This window comes from Sulfurimonas sp., assembly GCF_029027405.1.
Taxonomy (GTDB): domain Bacteria; phylum Campylobacterota; class Campylobacteria; order Campylobacterales; family Sulfurimonadaceae; genus Sulfurimonas.
In genome coordinates this window covers 1,992,813-2,006,943 of record NZ_CP093396.1, presented here as the reverse complement: position 1 = coordinate 2,006,943, position 14,131 = coordinate 1,992,813, and the positions used below count along the sequence as shown (strand labels likewise).

The following is a 14,131-nucleotide window of genomic DNA, read 5'->3' as shown; positions in this document are numbered from 1 at the left end:
TGATTATCCGAAAAAACCAAGTAGTTTACGACCACCCCAAACGACAGCACCAATTCCAATCATTGCGATTAGAACTAAACCAATATCAGCCTCAGTAGTACCGAAATTAATATCAGTTGAAGTCAATGCAAACGATTGTGTACTCGCAAGAGCAACACCAGTAACACCAGTTGCAACTTTTGACTGACTCATTTTGTCAGTAACTTTTTTTGAAATTCTTTGAAATCTTTTCATGATTTCCCCTTTTGTATAAAATTAGCTAGAGTTCGTTACAACTCTGCTTTAAGTAATGTAACGCCCACTTAGAGCAAAATTGAAATAAAATCTATATTTAGAAATCCGAGTGATACCTTGGGTCATTGCTAAAAGTATCTCTATACTTTTTAGTCATAAATTCTCTTCTAGAAGTTCTTTTAGAACTAGAAGAAGTTTTAGTTTTTGGTATTCTTTGAGCTATTGGAGGATTTTTTTCAAGTCTTTTTTTAACATTGATAACTCTTCCACTTTTTGCTCTTTGTTTTTTCTCTGTTTTTACTTTTAATTTTTGAGATTTCACATACTGTTTAAGTGCTTTTTTCTCTTCTGATTTTTGGAGCTTTGCTTGTTTCTTATCAGATTCAGATTTACGATAAGTTGCTTTATATTGATTTATTTTAGCTTGTCTATTTTCTCTTTTTATCTGTTTTTTAGCTTCTACTCTTGAAGTAAAATTTTCTAAACCTAGAAAGTTTAAAAGCTGTTTAGAAGCCCAAATCAATGATAAAACAGAAACCATTGCACCAATTACAAGAAGTAAATTATCCATAAGAGGTGTAAATATTGAACTTAAATTCATAATAATCTATCCTTTAATAATTTTTATTTAGTTAACTAACGCACTATCGTTTGTTGTCCCTATCGTTTCACTATGACGGGATTTATAAATTATATTATCTCTTCTTGTTCTCAGTTCGTCTAAGAGTGCTTCAATTTTTTTTTTTTCTTATTTCTTTATCTTTACATTTCTTTAAATCTGTTTGATGAATTAAAATAGAAAAATTAATATTTCTTAGACTACTGATGTACATTTTTTACTTCTTATATTCTTGTTTAGTTCTCTTAAATTTTGAGTAATCAAGAGGATTTTTATCTAAAGTTAGAACAGCCATTGAACGGTCAGCATAAAACTTTTGCCCCCATTGGTCGATACTTGAATGATAAGCTAAAGCAATAAATTTACCGATAGAACCTTTTAGTTCTTCATAGTATTCTTCATCTGTATTTACAGTTTCTACCGATACTTTGCGAAAACCTTCTTCATCTATACCGTCAAACATAACTGTTAAATCTGTACTATATGAAACTTTATCAGTCTTCTTGTTTGTGTACTCTGAAGGTTTAACTTCTAGTAGTTGTCCTATTAAATGTGTTGTCATGATGTCACTCCTCAGTGAATAAAATATTCTTAATCAACTGTCATGTATAATTAAGTTTTTAGAACATAAAGAAAGAGTTTATAAGGGAAAAATAACCCTACTATTCACTACAATTTTTATGCTCTAAATACTCAACTAAATATCACTCTATTTTTTTTGACCCTCCCAGGAGTGACCGAGAGAGGAAGATTAGCTTTTTAAGAGTTCTAACTATTGCTCTTGGACATCCCCGACTTATATCAAACTTGATATACCATTATGTGATTGCGGTTTGTCAAATTTTTTAGATACTTTCGTTATTTTTTTCATATGAACAATATTTGTCTGTTTATTGAAACAATTTATACAAGGAACAGAATTATCGAATAAAACTGATTTTTGAATGACATAATTTTTCATTTTAAAATCCTTTTAAATTTTTTAATAAGTTTTTGTTCAGATTTAATTTCACATCTGACTAACATGTAATATTTTTGATATTCTCTTGTACCAGGAGAACTGTCTTCTAAACTTTCTTTTTCATCTACTAATTTTTCAATCTCTAAACTAATATCTTCTAACTTTTTTTTTAACTTTTTTAATCTAGTCATTTTAAAATCCTTTTAAATTTTTTAATAAGTTTTTGTTTAGATTTAATTTCACATCTGACTAACATGTAATATTTTTGATATTCTCTTGTACCAGGAGAACTGTCTTCTAAACTTTCTTTTTCATCTACTAATTTTTCAATCTCTAAACTAATATCTTCTAACTTTTTTTTTTAACTTTTTTAATCTAGTCATTTTAAAATCCTCTTAAACAAATTTACTAAAACCGCTTTAACTTGTGTATATGAATGTTTAATGTTCTTTTTGATAATATTCATAAGAGTTATCGCAGTTTTGCGATGAGTAGGAGTGACTAGATTTATAGTAGATGTATGTATATACTCTATTACTTCATTAGAGTATGTAATCAATTTATCGAAGAACTCTTGGAACAGAGTCGGTCTTTGAATTTTTGAGAAATTTACTTGCATTTTGTCACTCCTTAAAATGTATAACTATTTTACATATAATAATATTGTACAATTATTTTACTTTAATTTAACTTAAAATGTATAATAATTTAACTAAGAAGGTAAATAATTTGAAAAAAGAAGATATTGCAAAACTATTTAACATATCAAGACAAACATTAAATAATTGGGAAAAAGAAAAACCAAAACTTTATAAAATAATTGAAAAACACTTTGAAGAAAATAAGACATATCCAGACTTTGAAAGTTCAGAATATATGGTTAATGAAATTACAAATGATTTAAAAAAATTACCACTAGGACAAATTAAAATATTATATTACACAATCAAAACTAAACTTGCAGAACTAGGACATTAAAATGAAATTAATTTTAATCATATTAATCAATGTAAATATTATATTTGCATTTGATAAAATATATGAAATAAAACACGGAGTTAAAGAAGTTATTGTAAATCTTAAAAGTGTAAGAGGAATAGAGTTTATAGACAGAGAAAATAATAACGGAAATGGAATGTATTTACAAAACAATAGAGAAACTTTTTATCTTCAAAGACCAATATCATTAAAAAAATATCATATAGGATATTTATCTCGTACAAAAATAGTTAATGGAAAAAAAGTAACAAAAAAAGGAAATATAAAATATTATGAAATTAGATTATCATGTCTAAAATCAAATCATGTATATTTTAATTGTACTGAACATTAAAAAAGAAAACGGTAGGAAAGATAATGGAATTGATATTATTGCTAAAAAAGAAAAAGAAATATTATTTATACAATGCAAGAATTGGAGTGCGAACAGTACTAGAAAAGTAAAAGCAGATGATATAAAAATAGCAAGACAAAATATTGATGATTTTTTAGAAAAAAATCCATTGTATAAACTAGGAGGATATAAAATAAAAATAATATATGCTATATCAGAAAATGTATTGCATGGGAGTGCGTATCATTATATACAAGATAATAGTGATGTCGTAGAGTTTAGAATAATTCCGATGATAGATTAAAATAAGAAATTTTATAGATGATGGATAAAAATATGTTACAATTACACAAGTGGAAGAGAGCGAAAGCTCCCTATTTTAATATAACGGTTCGGCTAAAACCATTAAAACCACAAATGCAAGTACTATGTACATGAAGTATCTCCTCTCAAGGGGATACCGACTAATCCCTCAACCCTCTAATAAAAGAAACACCAAAGCCTAGAAAAGATAAATCATTTGTAACAGCGGAAGTATAGCACAAAGTAAAAGAGAGTTAGAAAGTGGCTAAAAAAGAACTAAACAGGGTAAGGTTTTTTCGAATCTCTCCTTGTCCACCATAAAGCCCTAAATGTAGGGGTTTGAAGCACCTTTTTGAAAATCACTTTTTTTCTTGTCGTACCCCTCAAATATAAATATTTATTGACCTATCAAAGTTTTCATTAAACGAATCTATATAATTAACATATACATCAAAAACCATTTGAGAATTTGCATGACCTAGCAATTGAGCTAATTGAACTGGAGTTACTAAATTATTATAAAGCATATTTGTAGCGTAAGTATGCCTAGCGTTATATGGTCTTCTATATTCTAAGTCTAACTCTTTTAATGCCTTCTTCCAAAAGTTTTCAGCAAAGACATGATTATCTTTATAAGGTTTTTTGTACTGAGTGATAAATAAATATTCTTCATCATGTTTTTTGTATAGTTCTGTAATATATGGTTCTAATAATTTTATAATAGGAACATCTCTAATGCTGTATTTTGTTTTAGGAGTAGATTCTCCATAGCGTGAGCGTGTTCGTTGAACTGTAATAATTTGCTTTTTGAAATTTATATCACTTTTCTTAAGTGCCATTATTTCGCCCGAACGCATACCCGTATAAAATGCTATTGCAAGATAATGACGATAGTTATCATTTTTTGCTAAAGACATAATTTTATTTACTTCATCAGCTGTAAAAGGTTTTATTTTTGGAGTGTCAAATTTTGGAAGTCTAACAAGTCTTACGGGATTACGATTTATAACTTCATCATAAAGAGCTTCTTGCATGATACCGCTTAAGATACTCAGATATGTTCTTTTAGATTTACCGCCTACATCATCTATGTCATATAACCATTTTTTTATGTTACTAGGTTTTATATTTGCTATGTCTGAATCTCCAAAAGTAGGATTTAATCTATCCTTAATTATATTTGTATATTTGTCTAAAGTAGAAAATTTTAGTTCATGCTTTTTAAACTCTAAATATAGTTTTGAATAGTGGCTAAATTTAATCATTTTTTTTGTTCCGCTGCTAAATCACATTTAATACTTTTTCGTGATAATCTTTTGCGACATGTAGAGTCATAACATTTCTTTTTTCCAATTAACTCACGACCACAACCACACGCACACCTTTTTTTATCCTGTTGTGTCACAGATTCTTTATGCAGCAAAGTCACACTTTCAACAGCTGGAGTAATTAAACTATGATTTTGAAAACAATCATCACAAATAGATAAAAAAAATGTAGTATTTTTAACACCAATAGAATTGCAAAAATTTTTAACTTTTAATTCTGTATCTTTATTATTTAAAAAATCCATATAGTCAAAATCTAGATATTCAAACAAACTAAAAATATGAACTTTTGAATCAAATCTATTATGAGCAGTATGGTTAAACTGAGTATTACAAACACTACAAATAAAACCACTTGACATACGAGAATCAAATGAAATATTTCTATCATTAAGAAATGTTGTAAAACTAATTTTACCTTGAGAGGATTTTAATGTCACACTTTTTTCTTCTCGATAGTTCACACCTTTGTTACCTGGATCAGTCACATCTAAAACAGCTTTTGCAAGAACTCTTCCAACAGATAAAGGAACACCATTTCCTACAGCTTTCTTTTTACCTTTTACATTAAAATCTTTTAAATCATAATCACTTGGTAAACCTTGGATATGGCAAAGCTCTTTAAAACTTCTATCATCAGAAGCTAAGGCACAACCACTTATAATATTTTTCATAGTTCCACGAGGTATATCTAAGTAAAAATTTTGTTTTGAGCCGAACTGAATATGTCTTAATCTTGAATAATCATCATACCAACCCTGATTAATATCAATTCGTTGGTGGGAATATTCACGCAGCGGAGTCACACTATTTTTATTTAAGTCAGTCAAATTTGGAACACCTTTGACATTTTCCAAAAGATACCAATCAGGCTCACACTCTGAAACTACTCTTAAAAACTCTATTATCATTTTATTAGAATAATCAGTTTTAACTCTCTTCAATCCGCTAAAGTCTTGACAAGGACTTCCACCAATCACACCAGAGAATTTATTTTTCATACCTGTAAAGTCACGGACATCTTGACCAGTTATCAAGTCACCAGCCGATACAACACAAAAGCCATTTTCTCTAAAAGCTTGGTCTAGTAAACCGACACCGCTAAATAGGCTAAGAACTAATTGCATAATATAACACCATTATCTAAAACTTCAATCTTTTTATATAATCTATCCTTAATTATATTTGTATATTTGTCTAAAGTAGAAAATTTTAGTTCATGCTTTTTAAACTCTAAATATAGTTTTGAGTAGTGGCTAAATTTAATCATTTTTAGTAACAGTACCAATACTTACTAAATTAGACAATCTGAACATGTCACCCTTAATTATCTTTTTAGCTTCCTTCGTAGGCTTAAGAACAATTATAGATTTTTCTAAAGCGTTTTTTTGCTTATTATAGTTACAACAATTAACAGAACAATAAGTCGTAGGTTTATAAAGACTATAATCTTTAAATTCGTTATGACATATAGGGCATTTGCTTATTCTCATTTTAAAATACCTCAAAAGCTTCATACATACTAGATGGTTTCAGCAACTCACCCGCTATCAAGCCTCGTTCTATCATTAAGTTATATGTAACAGCGAAATGAGCAGGATTTACACTGTCCATATTTATATTTTCAAAATAGTGTGAAAGTTGATAATTTTTCATTTGATATGGTTGAATCTTTGGTTTTATAAGAATATCATCAAGAGATAAGGGAATTTTATTATTTTTAATGAGTTTTTCGTTTTGTTGATTGTGTTCTTTTAAAGAGTGTTGATGGATTATGTAATCTTCATCATCTATCTTTATCTGTATTGGTTTAACTGATTTATTTTGCTCTTTATAAATAGGTTCAAATTCAGCCTCTAAGTAAGTATGGTCGGTGTCCACTAACTTATCATACCAATTTACAGGTTTAGGAATATAGATAGTGCCGTATTCGTTTTCTATGAGTGCTATTTTTTTAGTATCTGAATAAACATAAATGCATATATCATTTGATTTGTATTTTTTAGTTAAGTCTATTAAAGTGTACATGCCATTAAGTTTTCTATACACTTCCAAAGATATAAAAGTACGAGAAGTATAAAAACGACTAATCCCATGATGCAGATACCACAAAGTAAGATTTGTTATTTTTTCGGGATTATCTCTCAAATCATCAAGAGTTTTTAAAACATATTTCATAAGGTAAGAAACAGGATTATTTACATTTGTTTCTATATCTCCCATAGGAGCAGGATAACATCTCTTAAGTGATTTTACTATTGAATTAACCTTATTTTCTGGAACATATAAACTTATATGTAAATGAGGTGTACCATCTTTGTGAGGTTCTGTTACTCTAAAATAACATCTATGCTCTTTATCTATTTTTCTATAACTTCTTTCATTAAATAAACCTGCAGATAATAACCTAGACAACTCTTTAGAAGCATTATGAGGAGAATATTTATCAACTGTATTTGTATAATCTAATATAGGCTCAATGAAAGGAATGTTTTGCTTTACATGAGCATTTAAGAAATGATATTTATTTTTCTGTTTAGTGTGAACTTTAATAATTCTTCGACCACCAAATTTTTTATTAAATACTAATTTTTCATTCTTTTTACCGAAATTAATAGTTTTCATTGGATGCCATTTAGAAGGAAGAGTAAGAGAAAAAAATATATTTTTTAAGTTTTTTTCTTTTGCATAGTCGTAAGTCGACCAAGCTCTATGCTGTAACTCAGCTATGTACCTATCAGAATTTGTATAACTGTTACATACAAAATCAGCAAAAGGAATTATCTTATTATCTAGCTGTATCCCGTTACTAAGCATATAGTCTCTGTTGAACTCTAGTTTTTTTAAAGCTTTATATCTTTGGTAAGAACTTAATCCATAATTTTTCATTTTTGTCACTCCTTTAATTTTTGTACGATAACTTTTTATAGATAGCCAAGGGCGACTACCTTGCTCACTCACTCACTCCTGACGTCGCTCGCTCGCTCGTTTGGTCACCTTTCTATAGTATATTTCCAACCTTACGAGAATTACCATTGACTTTATTTTCTGCTGTATTGTCAAAATTATTTATAAGTTGATAAGAATTTAATAAACTTTGATGGATCAATACATTTATATATTTAGATGTAGGTGTAATGCGTTGCTCAGTAATTTTGTAAATTACATTTTCATCTAATAATCTATTTAATACCCCTAAAGGTACAACTTGTTTTCCTATATAACAAATATTATTATTTACAAATATCCTATATAAAACTTGTGCATCTATATTATGATATGGTGCTTCTAAATATCTATCAAATTGAGTTTCCTCGTGAATTTCTTCTTTTAAAACAAGTTCGTTTTGTGAAGAATGAGGGGATTGTGCAGATGTAGATATTTCTTTTTTTATAACAATATTGGAGGTTTGTTCATTCATTTTTGAAAATAAATTATAAAAAACTAAAAAAGCAACTATAAAAATAAAAGAGAGTAAAGCAGCAAAAATGTAAATATATTTACCCCAAAAAGATTTACGCTTTACAGGTCTTCTACCTGAGTCACCACTTGTATAAAGTTCAAAAGGTGCAAAATCATCTCCATTTACAGCTTTTAACTTATCTAATTTCTTAAATTTTATTTTAGAGCGTCCACCTGAAATAATAGTTCTACCATCTTTATCATATTGATCAAAAACTATATCATTTTCAGGGTCTAACTTCTGATTGGATTCTAAAGAAATATATAACTCATCTAAATCTCCAACAAACTTACCGTGAATCTTATCTGCACTTTGAGTAGCTAAGAATATATCACAAGGTCCATAATGGCGATGTAACGACATGAAATTAGCTATATATTCATTCTGAGGAAGTAGAGCTTGTGCTTGAGAAAAAGTTGATAATCCAAACTGACACTCATCATATATTAAAAGAGTAGGGACTCTATCATCTTCGGGTTTATCATCTTCTTTTTCTTGTTGTCTAAAGATTCTTTCTATATCATTTTTATGCCAATGCTTCGATTCATGAATAATTTCAATTTCTGAATTACCTGAAAATTCTCTAAATAAATTCTCATCAAAACCTTTAATATTTAAAATCAAACGACCATATAAACTATGTATAGGCTTCTTTATATGAATCTCTTTTTCTTTACCGTCTATAATCTCAACATCATAAACATCTACTTCCTCAAATAAATATCGAATGAAATACATAGACTTGCCTGAGCCGCCAGCACCAATTATAGCCTTAATCATTAGTTAGTCCAATATTTAGCAACTTTAGATTTTAACCAATTAGCACTAGCAAAAGAAATAGAAGTACCTATCAGAAAATCAACTTTTAACCTGGTTAAAAAATAGCATACAGTGGGTGTAATCCACGATGTGAAATCAGTATAATTAACAATTATCACTTTAAAAGTAGCCAAAATACTAACAAGCATTGCTAAATATAAAGTGAAAGCTAAACCTTTACCTATCAAATGTAACATTCTAAACCACCTTTAAGTTTTTAAAAAATCTCGCAATCCACCAATATATAAAAGAGCTATAAAAAAACCTGCTACTTTTTCAAGAGGTAGTGATGTTACAAAATCTCTAGGAGGAAATTCTAAAACTTTATTCGACATAGTCCATTTAAAAGTTTCTAATTTGCAATTGGAGCCTAATTCTATATCTAAAATTAATTTATTATTTTTATACCAATCTTTTGGAGTTTTAAAAAAATCTTCAGGCATAGAAGCTTCTTTATAGCAATCTAATATTTCTTTGAAAGAACCCTTACTCATACAATCAGAATCAGAAGGTTTAGAAGTATTTGAATCCTCGCTTTTACCACCACCAGAAGAACTTGAACTTGAAGAAGAAGTATTTTTGTCGTTTATATTAGACAATAAAGAATTAGTAGTATTTAAATCTAGACGAATCCCACTTAAGATATCTTCAATATTTTTATTTGATGTTTGAGCTCTTTTTGTAGCATTTTTATCGGCTTCATTTTTTTCTTTTTCTTTACCGCTTTTGTCTTGTTCTTTTTTATCTTTATCAATTTCAGGTTTTGTGGAATTAGAATCAAGATTTTTCCAACACTCACCCCATTTGTTGCGTTTATAATTATCTTGACACTCACATTTTTTTGTAGATTCATTAAATTTTTCATACCATTTAGTATTACAATCATCAGGTTTTTTTATCCTTTCATTATCATCAGGTATTACACACTTTATAGTATCATTTGTAACTTTTTTACCATTATGAGAACACTCTGGATAGCCAATAACTATATGTGTAGCCATATTACAAGAGCTGAGTGTGTTTTTATACAAATCATCACAGGGATTAGTTTTAATCTTTTTTTTAGGTACACACTCAGCTCTTTGCAAATTTGGTATTTTTCCACCGTTTCCATCATCAATATCTACACATGAAAATTCTAAAGTATTTGATTCTAATGAACAAGAAGATAAATGAGCTAATATAAGTTCATTACATGTGTAAAAACTTGTAAAAACACCACGACAAGTATTATCGCAAGTTTGATAATATAACTCTCCATAACGAATGCCTTTATCAGCATTATTGAAAGTACCGTAACACATGTTTTGAGGAACAGGCAGGATAGTATCTTCATCTTTGCAAGGAGGTGCCTCACATTGTTCGGTTTCTGTATTCCATACTTGTGGAGGAGTACAAGTTTTTGGAGGCAATTTACCATCATATTCGCATATCTCTCGTTTTGGATAAGTTCTATCAACAAAAAACCCCCAACTATTATCACTATAAGAACAATAACCTTGAGATTTTTTTGCAGTCAGTTTTATTGCAGAATTATAAACAACACCTATCAAATTATTACCATTATTTATTTTCGGACAATTAAATTTATTCCACCTATCCGATTCAATAATAAAAGAGCGTATAGTTGATAGTTGCGAACCACTAAATACTACAGAATTAGAACCAATACCAGGACCACAAATCCTTTTACCCTCTATATCGTATTGAGCTTTAATATTATAATGATTTCCATTTGTAGAAGTACGCCATTCATTAGTAATAAAATAAGAAGAAAATAATGAAGAAGAAAATAATAAACTATATAGTAGGAGAGTTATTATTCTCATAATATAGTCACTTTTATCAAAATTGAAAGAGTATTATTTATCGTTTTTTCACTTTCATACATAAATAAATATTCTACAACAGGGATATAACCTAAAATAGGTAATCTATGAGTCTTCTTTAAATTGTAATTATGAATCAAACCACCTATTTTTATTGTTTCTCCGCTTTTAATAGAAAAATTACTATTAATTACTCTTTTTGTTGTAGCTATCAGACCTTCTGAATAATCTTTCAAATTTTCCATATTTAAAGATACAGAAACATCTATCTTTCCATCTTTTCTTATTGTAGGTGTAGCTACGATTTTTAAACCTATATCTTGTTGCTTATAAGTATTACGAACTTTATTATTTGCATTATCGTCTGAGATTGAACTTGTTAAGACAGAGACTGTATCGCCTATAATCATTGTAGAAGTTTCTTTATTTTTTACTAAGACAGTAGGATTTGAAATAATATTAATGATGTCATTTGTTTCTAATAGTTTTAAAGTTGATTGTAAATCAAAAAAAGCTCCAAAAGTTGTAGTTTTAGTAAATACGCTACCTATATTAAAAATACTTTTAAAAGTTGAGTCCGCATTTGATTTAAAACCTAATTCTCTAAATTTGTCATTGTCCATTTCAATAATTGTAAGTTCTAACTTAATATTTTTTTTATTAGTGACAACTATTACTTTTTTTTCTTTTTTCTCAACAGCATAATAACCATCGTACCTATTGAGATACAAACCCTTAGATAATAAAGCTCTTCTATAAAAATCAAAAAGAACTTTGTTTTCTATATTATTAGGAAAATATATATCTACATTAAGATTTTTTATATCTATACTAAGTAAAATATTTTTACCTAGTTCTTCAGATACTAAAATAGTTAATGCTCTTAAATCAATAGTAGAAGGAGCGATTTGAAATGCAAACAAATTAATAGAAAAAATTAAAGATAGAAGAAATTTTAAAACCATTTTGAAGCCCTTTTTAAAATATCTGAAATCATCTTTACAGGTATTACATATAAAAAAACAGTGAAACAAACATTGAATATTTCATTTACAATTGCAGAATTTGTAATATTGAACTGAATAATATCAATCATGTTAAAGACCAAATAATTAAGATAGTAATAATTACGCCTATAGAAACATTTATAAATTCTTTAACTTTAGAAATATTATCAGGAAAGCATTTTTTAGTAGTAGGATTAAAAATATATCCATTTGACATACTTACAGAATTTTTTTCAGTTGTAACTCTCCAGCTTAATTCTCCACTTCTAAGATAATAAAGATTTCCACCCTTTACATAATAACTTTGTACACATCTGTTTTCTTGATTGTAAAGATAATCAGAAGATAAAGAACTTAATAATAAAAATGTAACTAAAAAAATAATTTTCACTTTTAAATCCTTCTTTAACAAAAGGAGAAAAAAATCCCCTTGTTAAGCTTTTTTAATAATTTGCTCTATAAAAAAAGCTCCAAAAAATGAAGCTCTTAAAGATAAAATTACACTTGCAACTATAAAATAAGCTGTCAAATCAATCTGAGTCATATTTTTAACGATACAACACACGCTTAATATGAATCCAAGCAAGTGGAGCCAATCTAATACCTATGACAATACTTAAAACAGCACCAACAGAGGCACCAATCCAAGTTAAAGTAGTCATCATAGTTGTATACCAAGCAGGGTCAGCTGCTAAAGCCATAGTAGAAGCAGAAGCTAGAACTAAACCTACTCTAACGATTTTTTCAGCTTGGTTTTGATTCTCAACTGAGAAAGAATGTGATTGAATTATTTTAGGCATAATCAATCCTTTGTATTTTTTACACTGGGTTTACAAGCGTCATTTTCATCGCAGACCAGTTTTAAGCGTTTTGGGATTTCTTCATCTGAATAGAATTTATTGTAATCATCTTCTATCTCTTTTAAAGAATCAAACTTTACTAAACCGAAAGGGAAGGTTTGAACACCTACTTTATTATCACAATAGATATGTATATCTGTAACTCTTTTTTCTTTTAGTTTCAAGAGCTTTGAAAGTTTAAATCTTAATATGTCAAAATCATTTAATGTCAAAATCATAGTAATTCCTTAATATCCGTCAATAAGACTAATTAACTTTTTTTCTTTAGAACATAACTCTTCAGCTATAACCTTTGCGTCCATATAATCGCCATCTTCTTTTGCCTCTTGATAAGAAGCCTTTAAATCAGAAATTTGCTCTTTTAAATGAGACATATCTTTCTTCTTTTTAGGTCTTGCGAAATTCTTATTAAAATCGCTTGAAACATCTTCACAAGCACTTGAGCTAAATATACTCATTTTATTTATCCTTTACTAATTTTATTTGAGTTACTACCGCACTATCGTTTGGTGTCCCTATCGCTTTGCTTTGACGGGATTTTGAAGGTTATTACCTCTTTTTGTTCTTAGTATGTCTAGGAGTGCCTCAATTTTCTTTCTTGTTTTTTTCATCTTTACACTTTTTAAAATCTGATAAATGTATCGCAATAGAAAAATTTAGGTTTCTTAGACTACTAATTGACATTGTTTATTTCTTGTCTTTTGATTCAACTCTCTTAAACTTTGAATAGTCAAGAGGATTTTTATCTAAAGTTAGAACAGCCATTGAACGGTCAGCATAAAACTTTTGCCCCCATTGGTCGATACTTGAATGATAAGCTAAAGCAATAAATTTACCGATAGAACCTTTTAGTTCTTCATAGTATTCTTCATCTGTATTTACAGTTTCTACCGATACTTTGCGAAAACCTTCTTCATCTATACCGTCAAACATAACTGTTAAATCTGTACTATATGAAACTTTATCAGTCTTCTTGTTTGTGTACTCTGAAGGTTTAACTTCTAGTAGTTGTCCTATTAAATGTGTTGTCATGATGTCACTCCTTAGTGAATATTTAAATTTACTTAATCACTATCAATAATTAAGTTTTTAGAACATAAAGAAAGAGTTTATAAGGGAAAAATAACCCTACTATTCACTACAATTTTTATGCTCTAAATACTCAACTAAATATCACTCTATTTTTTTTGACCCTTTCAGGAGTGACCGAGAAAGGAAGATTAGCTTTTAAAGAGTTCTAACTATTGCTCTTGGACATCCCCGACTTATATCAAACTTGATATACCATTATGTGATTGCGGTTTGTCAAATTTTTTAGATACTTTCGTTATTTTTTTCATATGAACAATATTTGTCTGTTTATTGAAACAATTTA

At 28.4% G+C, this 14,131-nt stretch carries 20 protein-coding genes; 3 read left to right on the top strand and 17 right to left on the bottom strand.

The genetic code is table 11. The features are described from left to right. Positions 1-3 precede the first annotated feature (3 nt). The 5 genes from MOV42_RS09650 to MOV42_RS09630 all read right to left on the bottom strand — a co-directional run bounded on the left by MOV42_RS09650 (position 4) and on the right by MOV42_RS09630 (position 2,433). Positions 4-234 (bottom strand): hypothetical protein, encoded by a 231-nt coding sequence (locus MOV42_RS09650; protein ID WP_324170985.1) that lies wholly within the window; start codon positions 232-234, stop codon positions 4-6. 97 nt (positions 235-331) lie between these two features. Beyond that, positions 332-835 carry a hypothetical protein gene (locus tag MOV42_RS09645; protein WP_324170984.1) on the bottom strand — a complete coding sequence of 168 codons (504 nt, stop codon included), beginning with the start codon at positions 833-835 and terminating at the stop codon, positions 332-334. Positions 836-1,070: 235 nt separating this feature from the next. Then, a complete protein-coding gene (locus tag MOV42_RS09640) occupies positions 1,071-1,415 on the bottom strand; it encodes a hypothetical protein (protein ID WP_324170983.1) in 345 nt (114 codons plus the stop codon). A 395-nt stretch (positions 1,416-1,810) separates the two neighbouring features. Continuing rightward, positions 1,811-2,005 (bottom strand): hypothetical protein, encoded by a 195-nt coding sequence (locus MOV42_RS09635; protein WP_324170982.1) that lies wholly within the window; start codon positions 2,003-2,005, stop codon positions 1,811-1,813. Between the two features lie 188 nt (positions 2,006-2,193). Next, positions 2,194-2,433 (bottom strand): hypothetical protein, encoded by a 240-nt coding sequence (locus MOV42_RS09630; RefSeq protein WP_324170966.1) that lies wholly within the window; start codon positions 2,431-2,433, stop codon positions 2,194-2,196. A gap of 110 nt (positions 2,434-2,543) precedes the next feature. Between MOV42_RS09630 and MOV42_RS09625 the strand changes: the two genes are divergently transcribed. From MOV42_RS09625 to MOV42_RS09615, 3 genes are read left to right on the top strand one after another with little or no spacing between them, the layout of a single operon-like run. Next, on the top strand, positions 2,544-2,792 hold the full coding sequence (locus MOV42_RS09625; RefSeq protein WP_324170981.1) for a hypothetical protein: 249 nt from the start codon (positions 2,544-2,546) through the stop codon (positions 2,790-2,792). A 1-nt stretch (position 2,793) separates the two neighbouring features. After that, positions 2,794-3,147, top strand: a complete 354-nt coding sequence (locus MOV42_RS09620; protein WP_324170980.1) for a hypothetical protein — start codon at positions 2,794-2,796, stop codon at positions 3,145-3,147. Further along, complete coding sequence (locus MOV42_RS09615) at positions 3,119-3,451, top strand: restriction endonuclease (RefSeq protein ID WP_324170979.1); 333 nt, start codon at positions 3,119-3,121, stop codon at positions 3,449-3,451. Before MOV42_RS09620 ends, MOV42_RS09615 begins: the two co-directional genes overlap by 29 nt. Before the next feature lie 382 nt (positions 3,452-3,833). On the opposite strand, the gene MOV42_RS09610 is transcribed toward MOV42_RS09615, so the two are convergent. The 12 genes from MOV42_RS09610 to MOV42_RS09555 form a co-directional block, all read right to left on the bottom strand. Further along, on the bottom strand, positions 3,834-4,715 hold the full coding sequence (locus MOV42_RS09610) for a site-specific integrase (RefSeq protein ID WP_324170978.1): 882 nt from the start codon (positions 4,713-4,715) through the stop codon (positions 3,834-3,836). After that, positions 4,712-5,905 carry a DNA cytosine methyltransferase gene (locus MOV42_RS09605; protein WP_324170977.1) on the bottom strand — a complete coding sequence of 398 codons (1,194 nt, stop codon included), beginning with the start codon at positions 5,903-5,905 and terminating at the stop codon, positions 4,712-4,714. Before MOV42_RS09605 ends, MOV42_RS09610 begins: the two co-directional genes overlap by 4 nt. Further along, on the bottom strand, positions 5,896-6,048 hold the full coding sequence (locus MOV42_RS09600; protein WP_324170976.1) for a hypothetical protein: 153 nt from the start codon (positions 6,046-6,048) through the stop codon (positions 5,896-5,898). Before MOV42_RS09600 ends, MOV42_RS09605 begins: the two co-directional genes overlap by 10 nt. Before the next feature lie 224 nt (positions 6,049-6,272). Continuing rightward, positions 6,273-7,667 (bottom strand): hypothetical protein, encoded by a 1,395-nt coding sequence (locus MOV42_RS09595; protein WP_324170975.1) that lies wholly within the window; start codon positions 7,665-7,667, stop codon positions 6,273-6,275. Positions 7,668-7,779: 112 nt separating this feature from the next. Beyond that, positions 7,780-9,021 carry a zonular occludens toxin domain-containing protein gene (locus MOV42_RS09590; protein ID WP_324170974.1) on the bottom strand — a complete coding sequence of 414 codons (1,242 nt, stop codon included), beginning with the start codon at positions 9,019-9,021 and terminating at the stop codon, positions 7,780-7,782. A gap of 248 nt (positions 9,022-9,269) precedes the next feature. Beyond that, positions 9,270-10,889, bottom strand: coding sequence for a hypothetical protein (locus MOV42_RS09585; protein WP_324170973.1), 1,620 nt, complete (start codon positions 10,887-10,889; stop codon positions 9,270-9,272). Beyond that, positions 10,886-11,854 (bottom strand): hypothetical protein, encoded by a 969-nt coding sequence (locus MOV42_RS09580; RefSeq protein WP_324170972.1) that lies wholly within the window; start codon positions 11,852-11,854, stop codon positions 10,886-10,888. The genes MOV42_RS09585 and MOV42_RS09580 overlap by 4 nt, the downstream gene beginning before the upstream one ends. Before the next feature lie 127 nt (positions 11,855-11,981). Next, positions 11,982-12,287: a hypothetical protein gene (locus MOV42_RS09575; RefSeq protein WP_324170971.1), complete on the bottom strand. Its 306-nt coding sequence runs from the start codon at positions 12,285-12,287 to the stop codon at positions 11,982-11,984. A 157-nt stretch (positions 12,288-12,444) separates the two neighbouring features. Continuing rightward, complete coding sequence (locus MOV42_RS09570) at positions 12,445-12,696, bottom strand: hypothetical protein (RefSeq protein ID WP_324170970.1); 252 nt, start codon at positions 12,694-12,696, stop codon at positions 12,445-12,447. Positions 12,697-12,698: 2 nt separating this feature from the next. Beyond that, positions 12,699-12,974, bottom strand: coding sequence for a hypothetical protein (locus tag MOV42_RS09565; protein ID WP_324170969.1), 276 nt, complete (start codon positions 12,972-12,974; stop codon positions 12,699-12,701). 9 nt (positions 12,975-12,983) lie between these two features. After that, a complete protein-coding gene (locus MOV42_RS09560) occupies positions 12,984-13,214 on the bottom strand; it encodes a hypothetical protein (protein WP_324170968.1) in 231 nt (76 codons plus the stop codon). 229 nt (positions 13,215-13,443) lie between these two features. Further along, positions 13,444-13,788, bottom strand: coding sequence for a hypothetical protein (locus MOV42_RS09555; protein WP_321777800.1), 345 nt, complete (start codon positions 13,786-13,788; stop codon positions 13,444-13,446). Positions 13,789-14,131: the final 343 nt, after the last annotated feature.

Excerpts from the sequence above, each read along its gene's own strand:
- MOV42_RS09570 (WP_324170970.1), bottom strand. The coding sequence starts at position 12,696 with ATGCCTAAAATAATTCAATCACATTCTTTCTCAGTTGAGAATCAAAAC.
- MOV42_RS09635 (WP_324170982.1), bottom strand. The coding sequence starts at position 2,005 with ATGACTAGATTAAAAAAGTTAAAAAAAAAGTTAGAAGATATTAGTTTA.
- MOV42_RS09585 (WP_324170973.1), bottom strand. The coding sequence starts at position 10,889 with ATGAGAATAATAACTCTCCTACTATATAGTTTATTATTTTCTTCTTCA.
- MOV42_RS09600 (WP_324170976.1), bottom strand. The coding sequence starts at position 6,048 with ATGATTAAATTTAGCCACTACTCAAAACTATATTTAGAGTTTAAAAAG.
- MOV42_RS09595 (WP_324170975.1), bottom strand. The coding sequence starts at position 7,667 with ATGAAAAATTATGGATTAAGTTCTTACCAAAGATATAAAGCTTTAAAA.
- MOV42_RS09645 (WP_324170984.1), bottom strand. The coding sequence starts at position 835 with ATGAATTTAAGTTCAATATTTACACCTCTTATGGATAATTTACTTCTT.
- MOV42_RS09565 (WP_324170969.1), bottom strand. The coding sequence starts at position 12,974 with ATGATTTTGACATTAAATGATTTTGACATATTAAGATTTAAACTTTCA.
- MOV42_RS09590 (WP_324170974.1), bottom strand. The coding sequence starts at position 9,021 with ATGATTAAGGCTATAATTGGTGCTGGCGGCTCAGGCAAGTCTATGTAT.
- MOV42_RS09630 (WP_324170966.1), bottom strand. The coding sequence starts at position 2,433 with ATGCAAGTAAATTTCTCAAAAATTCAAAGACCGACTCTGTTCCAAGAG.
- MOV42_RS09610 (WP_324170978.1), bottom strand. The coding sequence starts at position 4,715 with ATGATTAAATTTAGCCACTATTCAAAACTATATTTAGAGTTTAAAAAG.
- MOV42_RS09620 (WP_324170980.1), top strand. The coding sequence starts at position 2,794 with ATGAAATTAATTTTAATCATATTAATCAATGTAAATATTATATTTGCA.
- MOV42_RS09605 (WP_324170977.1), bottom strand. The coding sequence starts at position 5,905 with ATGCAATTAGTTCTTAGCCTATTTAGCGGTGTCGGTTTACTAGACCAA.
- MOV42_RS09580 (WP_324170972.1), bottom strand. The coding sequence starts at position 11,854 with ATGGTTTTAAAATTTCTTCTATCTTTAATTTTTTCTATTAATTTGTTT.
- MOV42_RS09640 (WP_324170983.1), bottom strand. The coding sequence starts at position 1,415 with ATGACAACACATTTAATAGGACAACTACTAGAAGTTAAACCTTCAGAG.
- MOV42_RS09615 (WP_324170979.1), top strand. The coding sequence starts at position 3,119 with ATGTATATTTTAATTGTACTGAACATTAAAAAAGAAAACGGTAGGAAA.
- MOV42_RS09650 (WP_324170985.1), bottom strand. The coding sequence starts at position 234 with ATGAAAAGATTTCAAAGAATTTCAAAAAAAGTTACTGACAAAATGAGT.
- MOV42_RS09555 (WP_321777800.1), bottom strand. The coding sequence starts at position 13,788 with ATGACAACACATTTAATAGGACAACTACTAGAAGTTAAACCTTCAGAG.
- MOV42_RS09560 (WP_324170968.1), bottom strand. The coding sequence starts at position 13,214 with ATGAGTATATTTAGCTCAAGTGCTTGTGAAGATGTTTCAAGCGATTTT.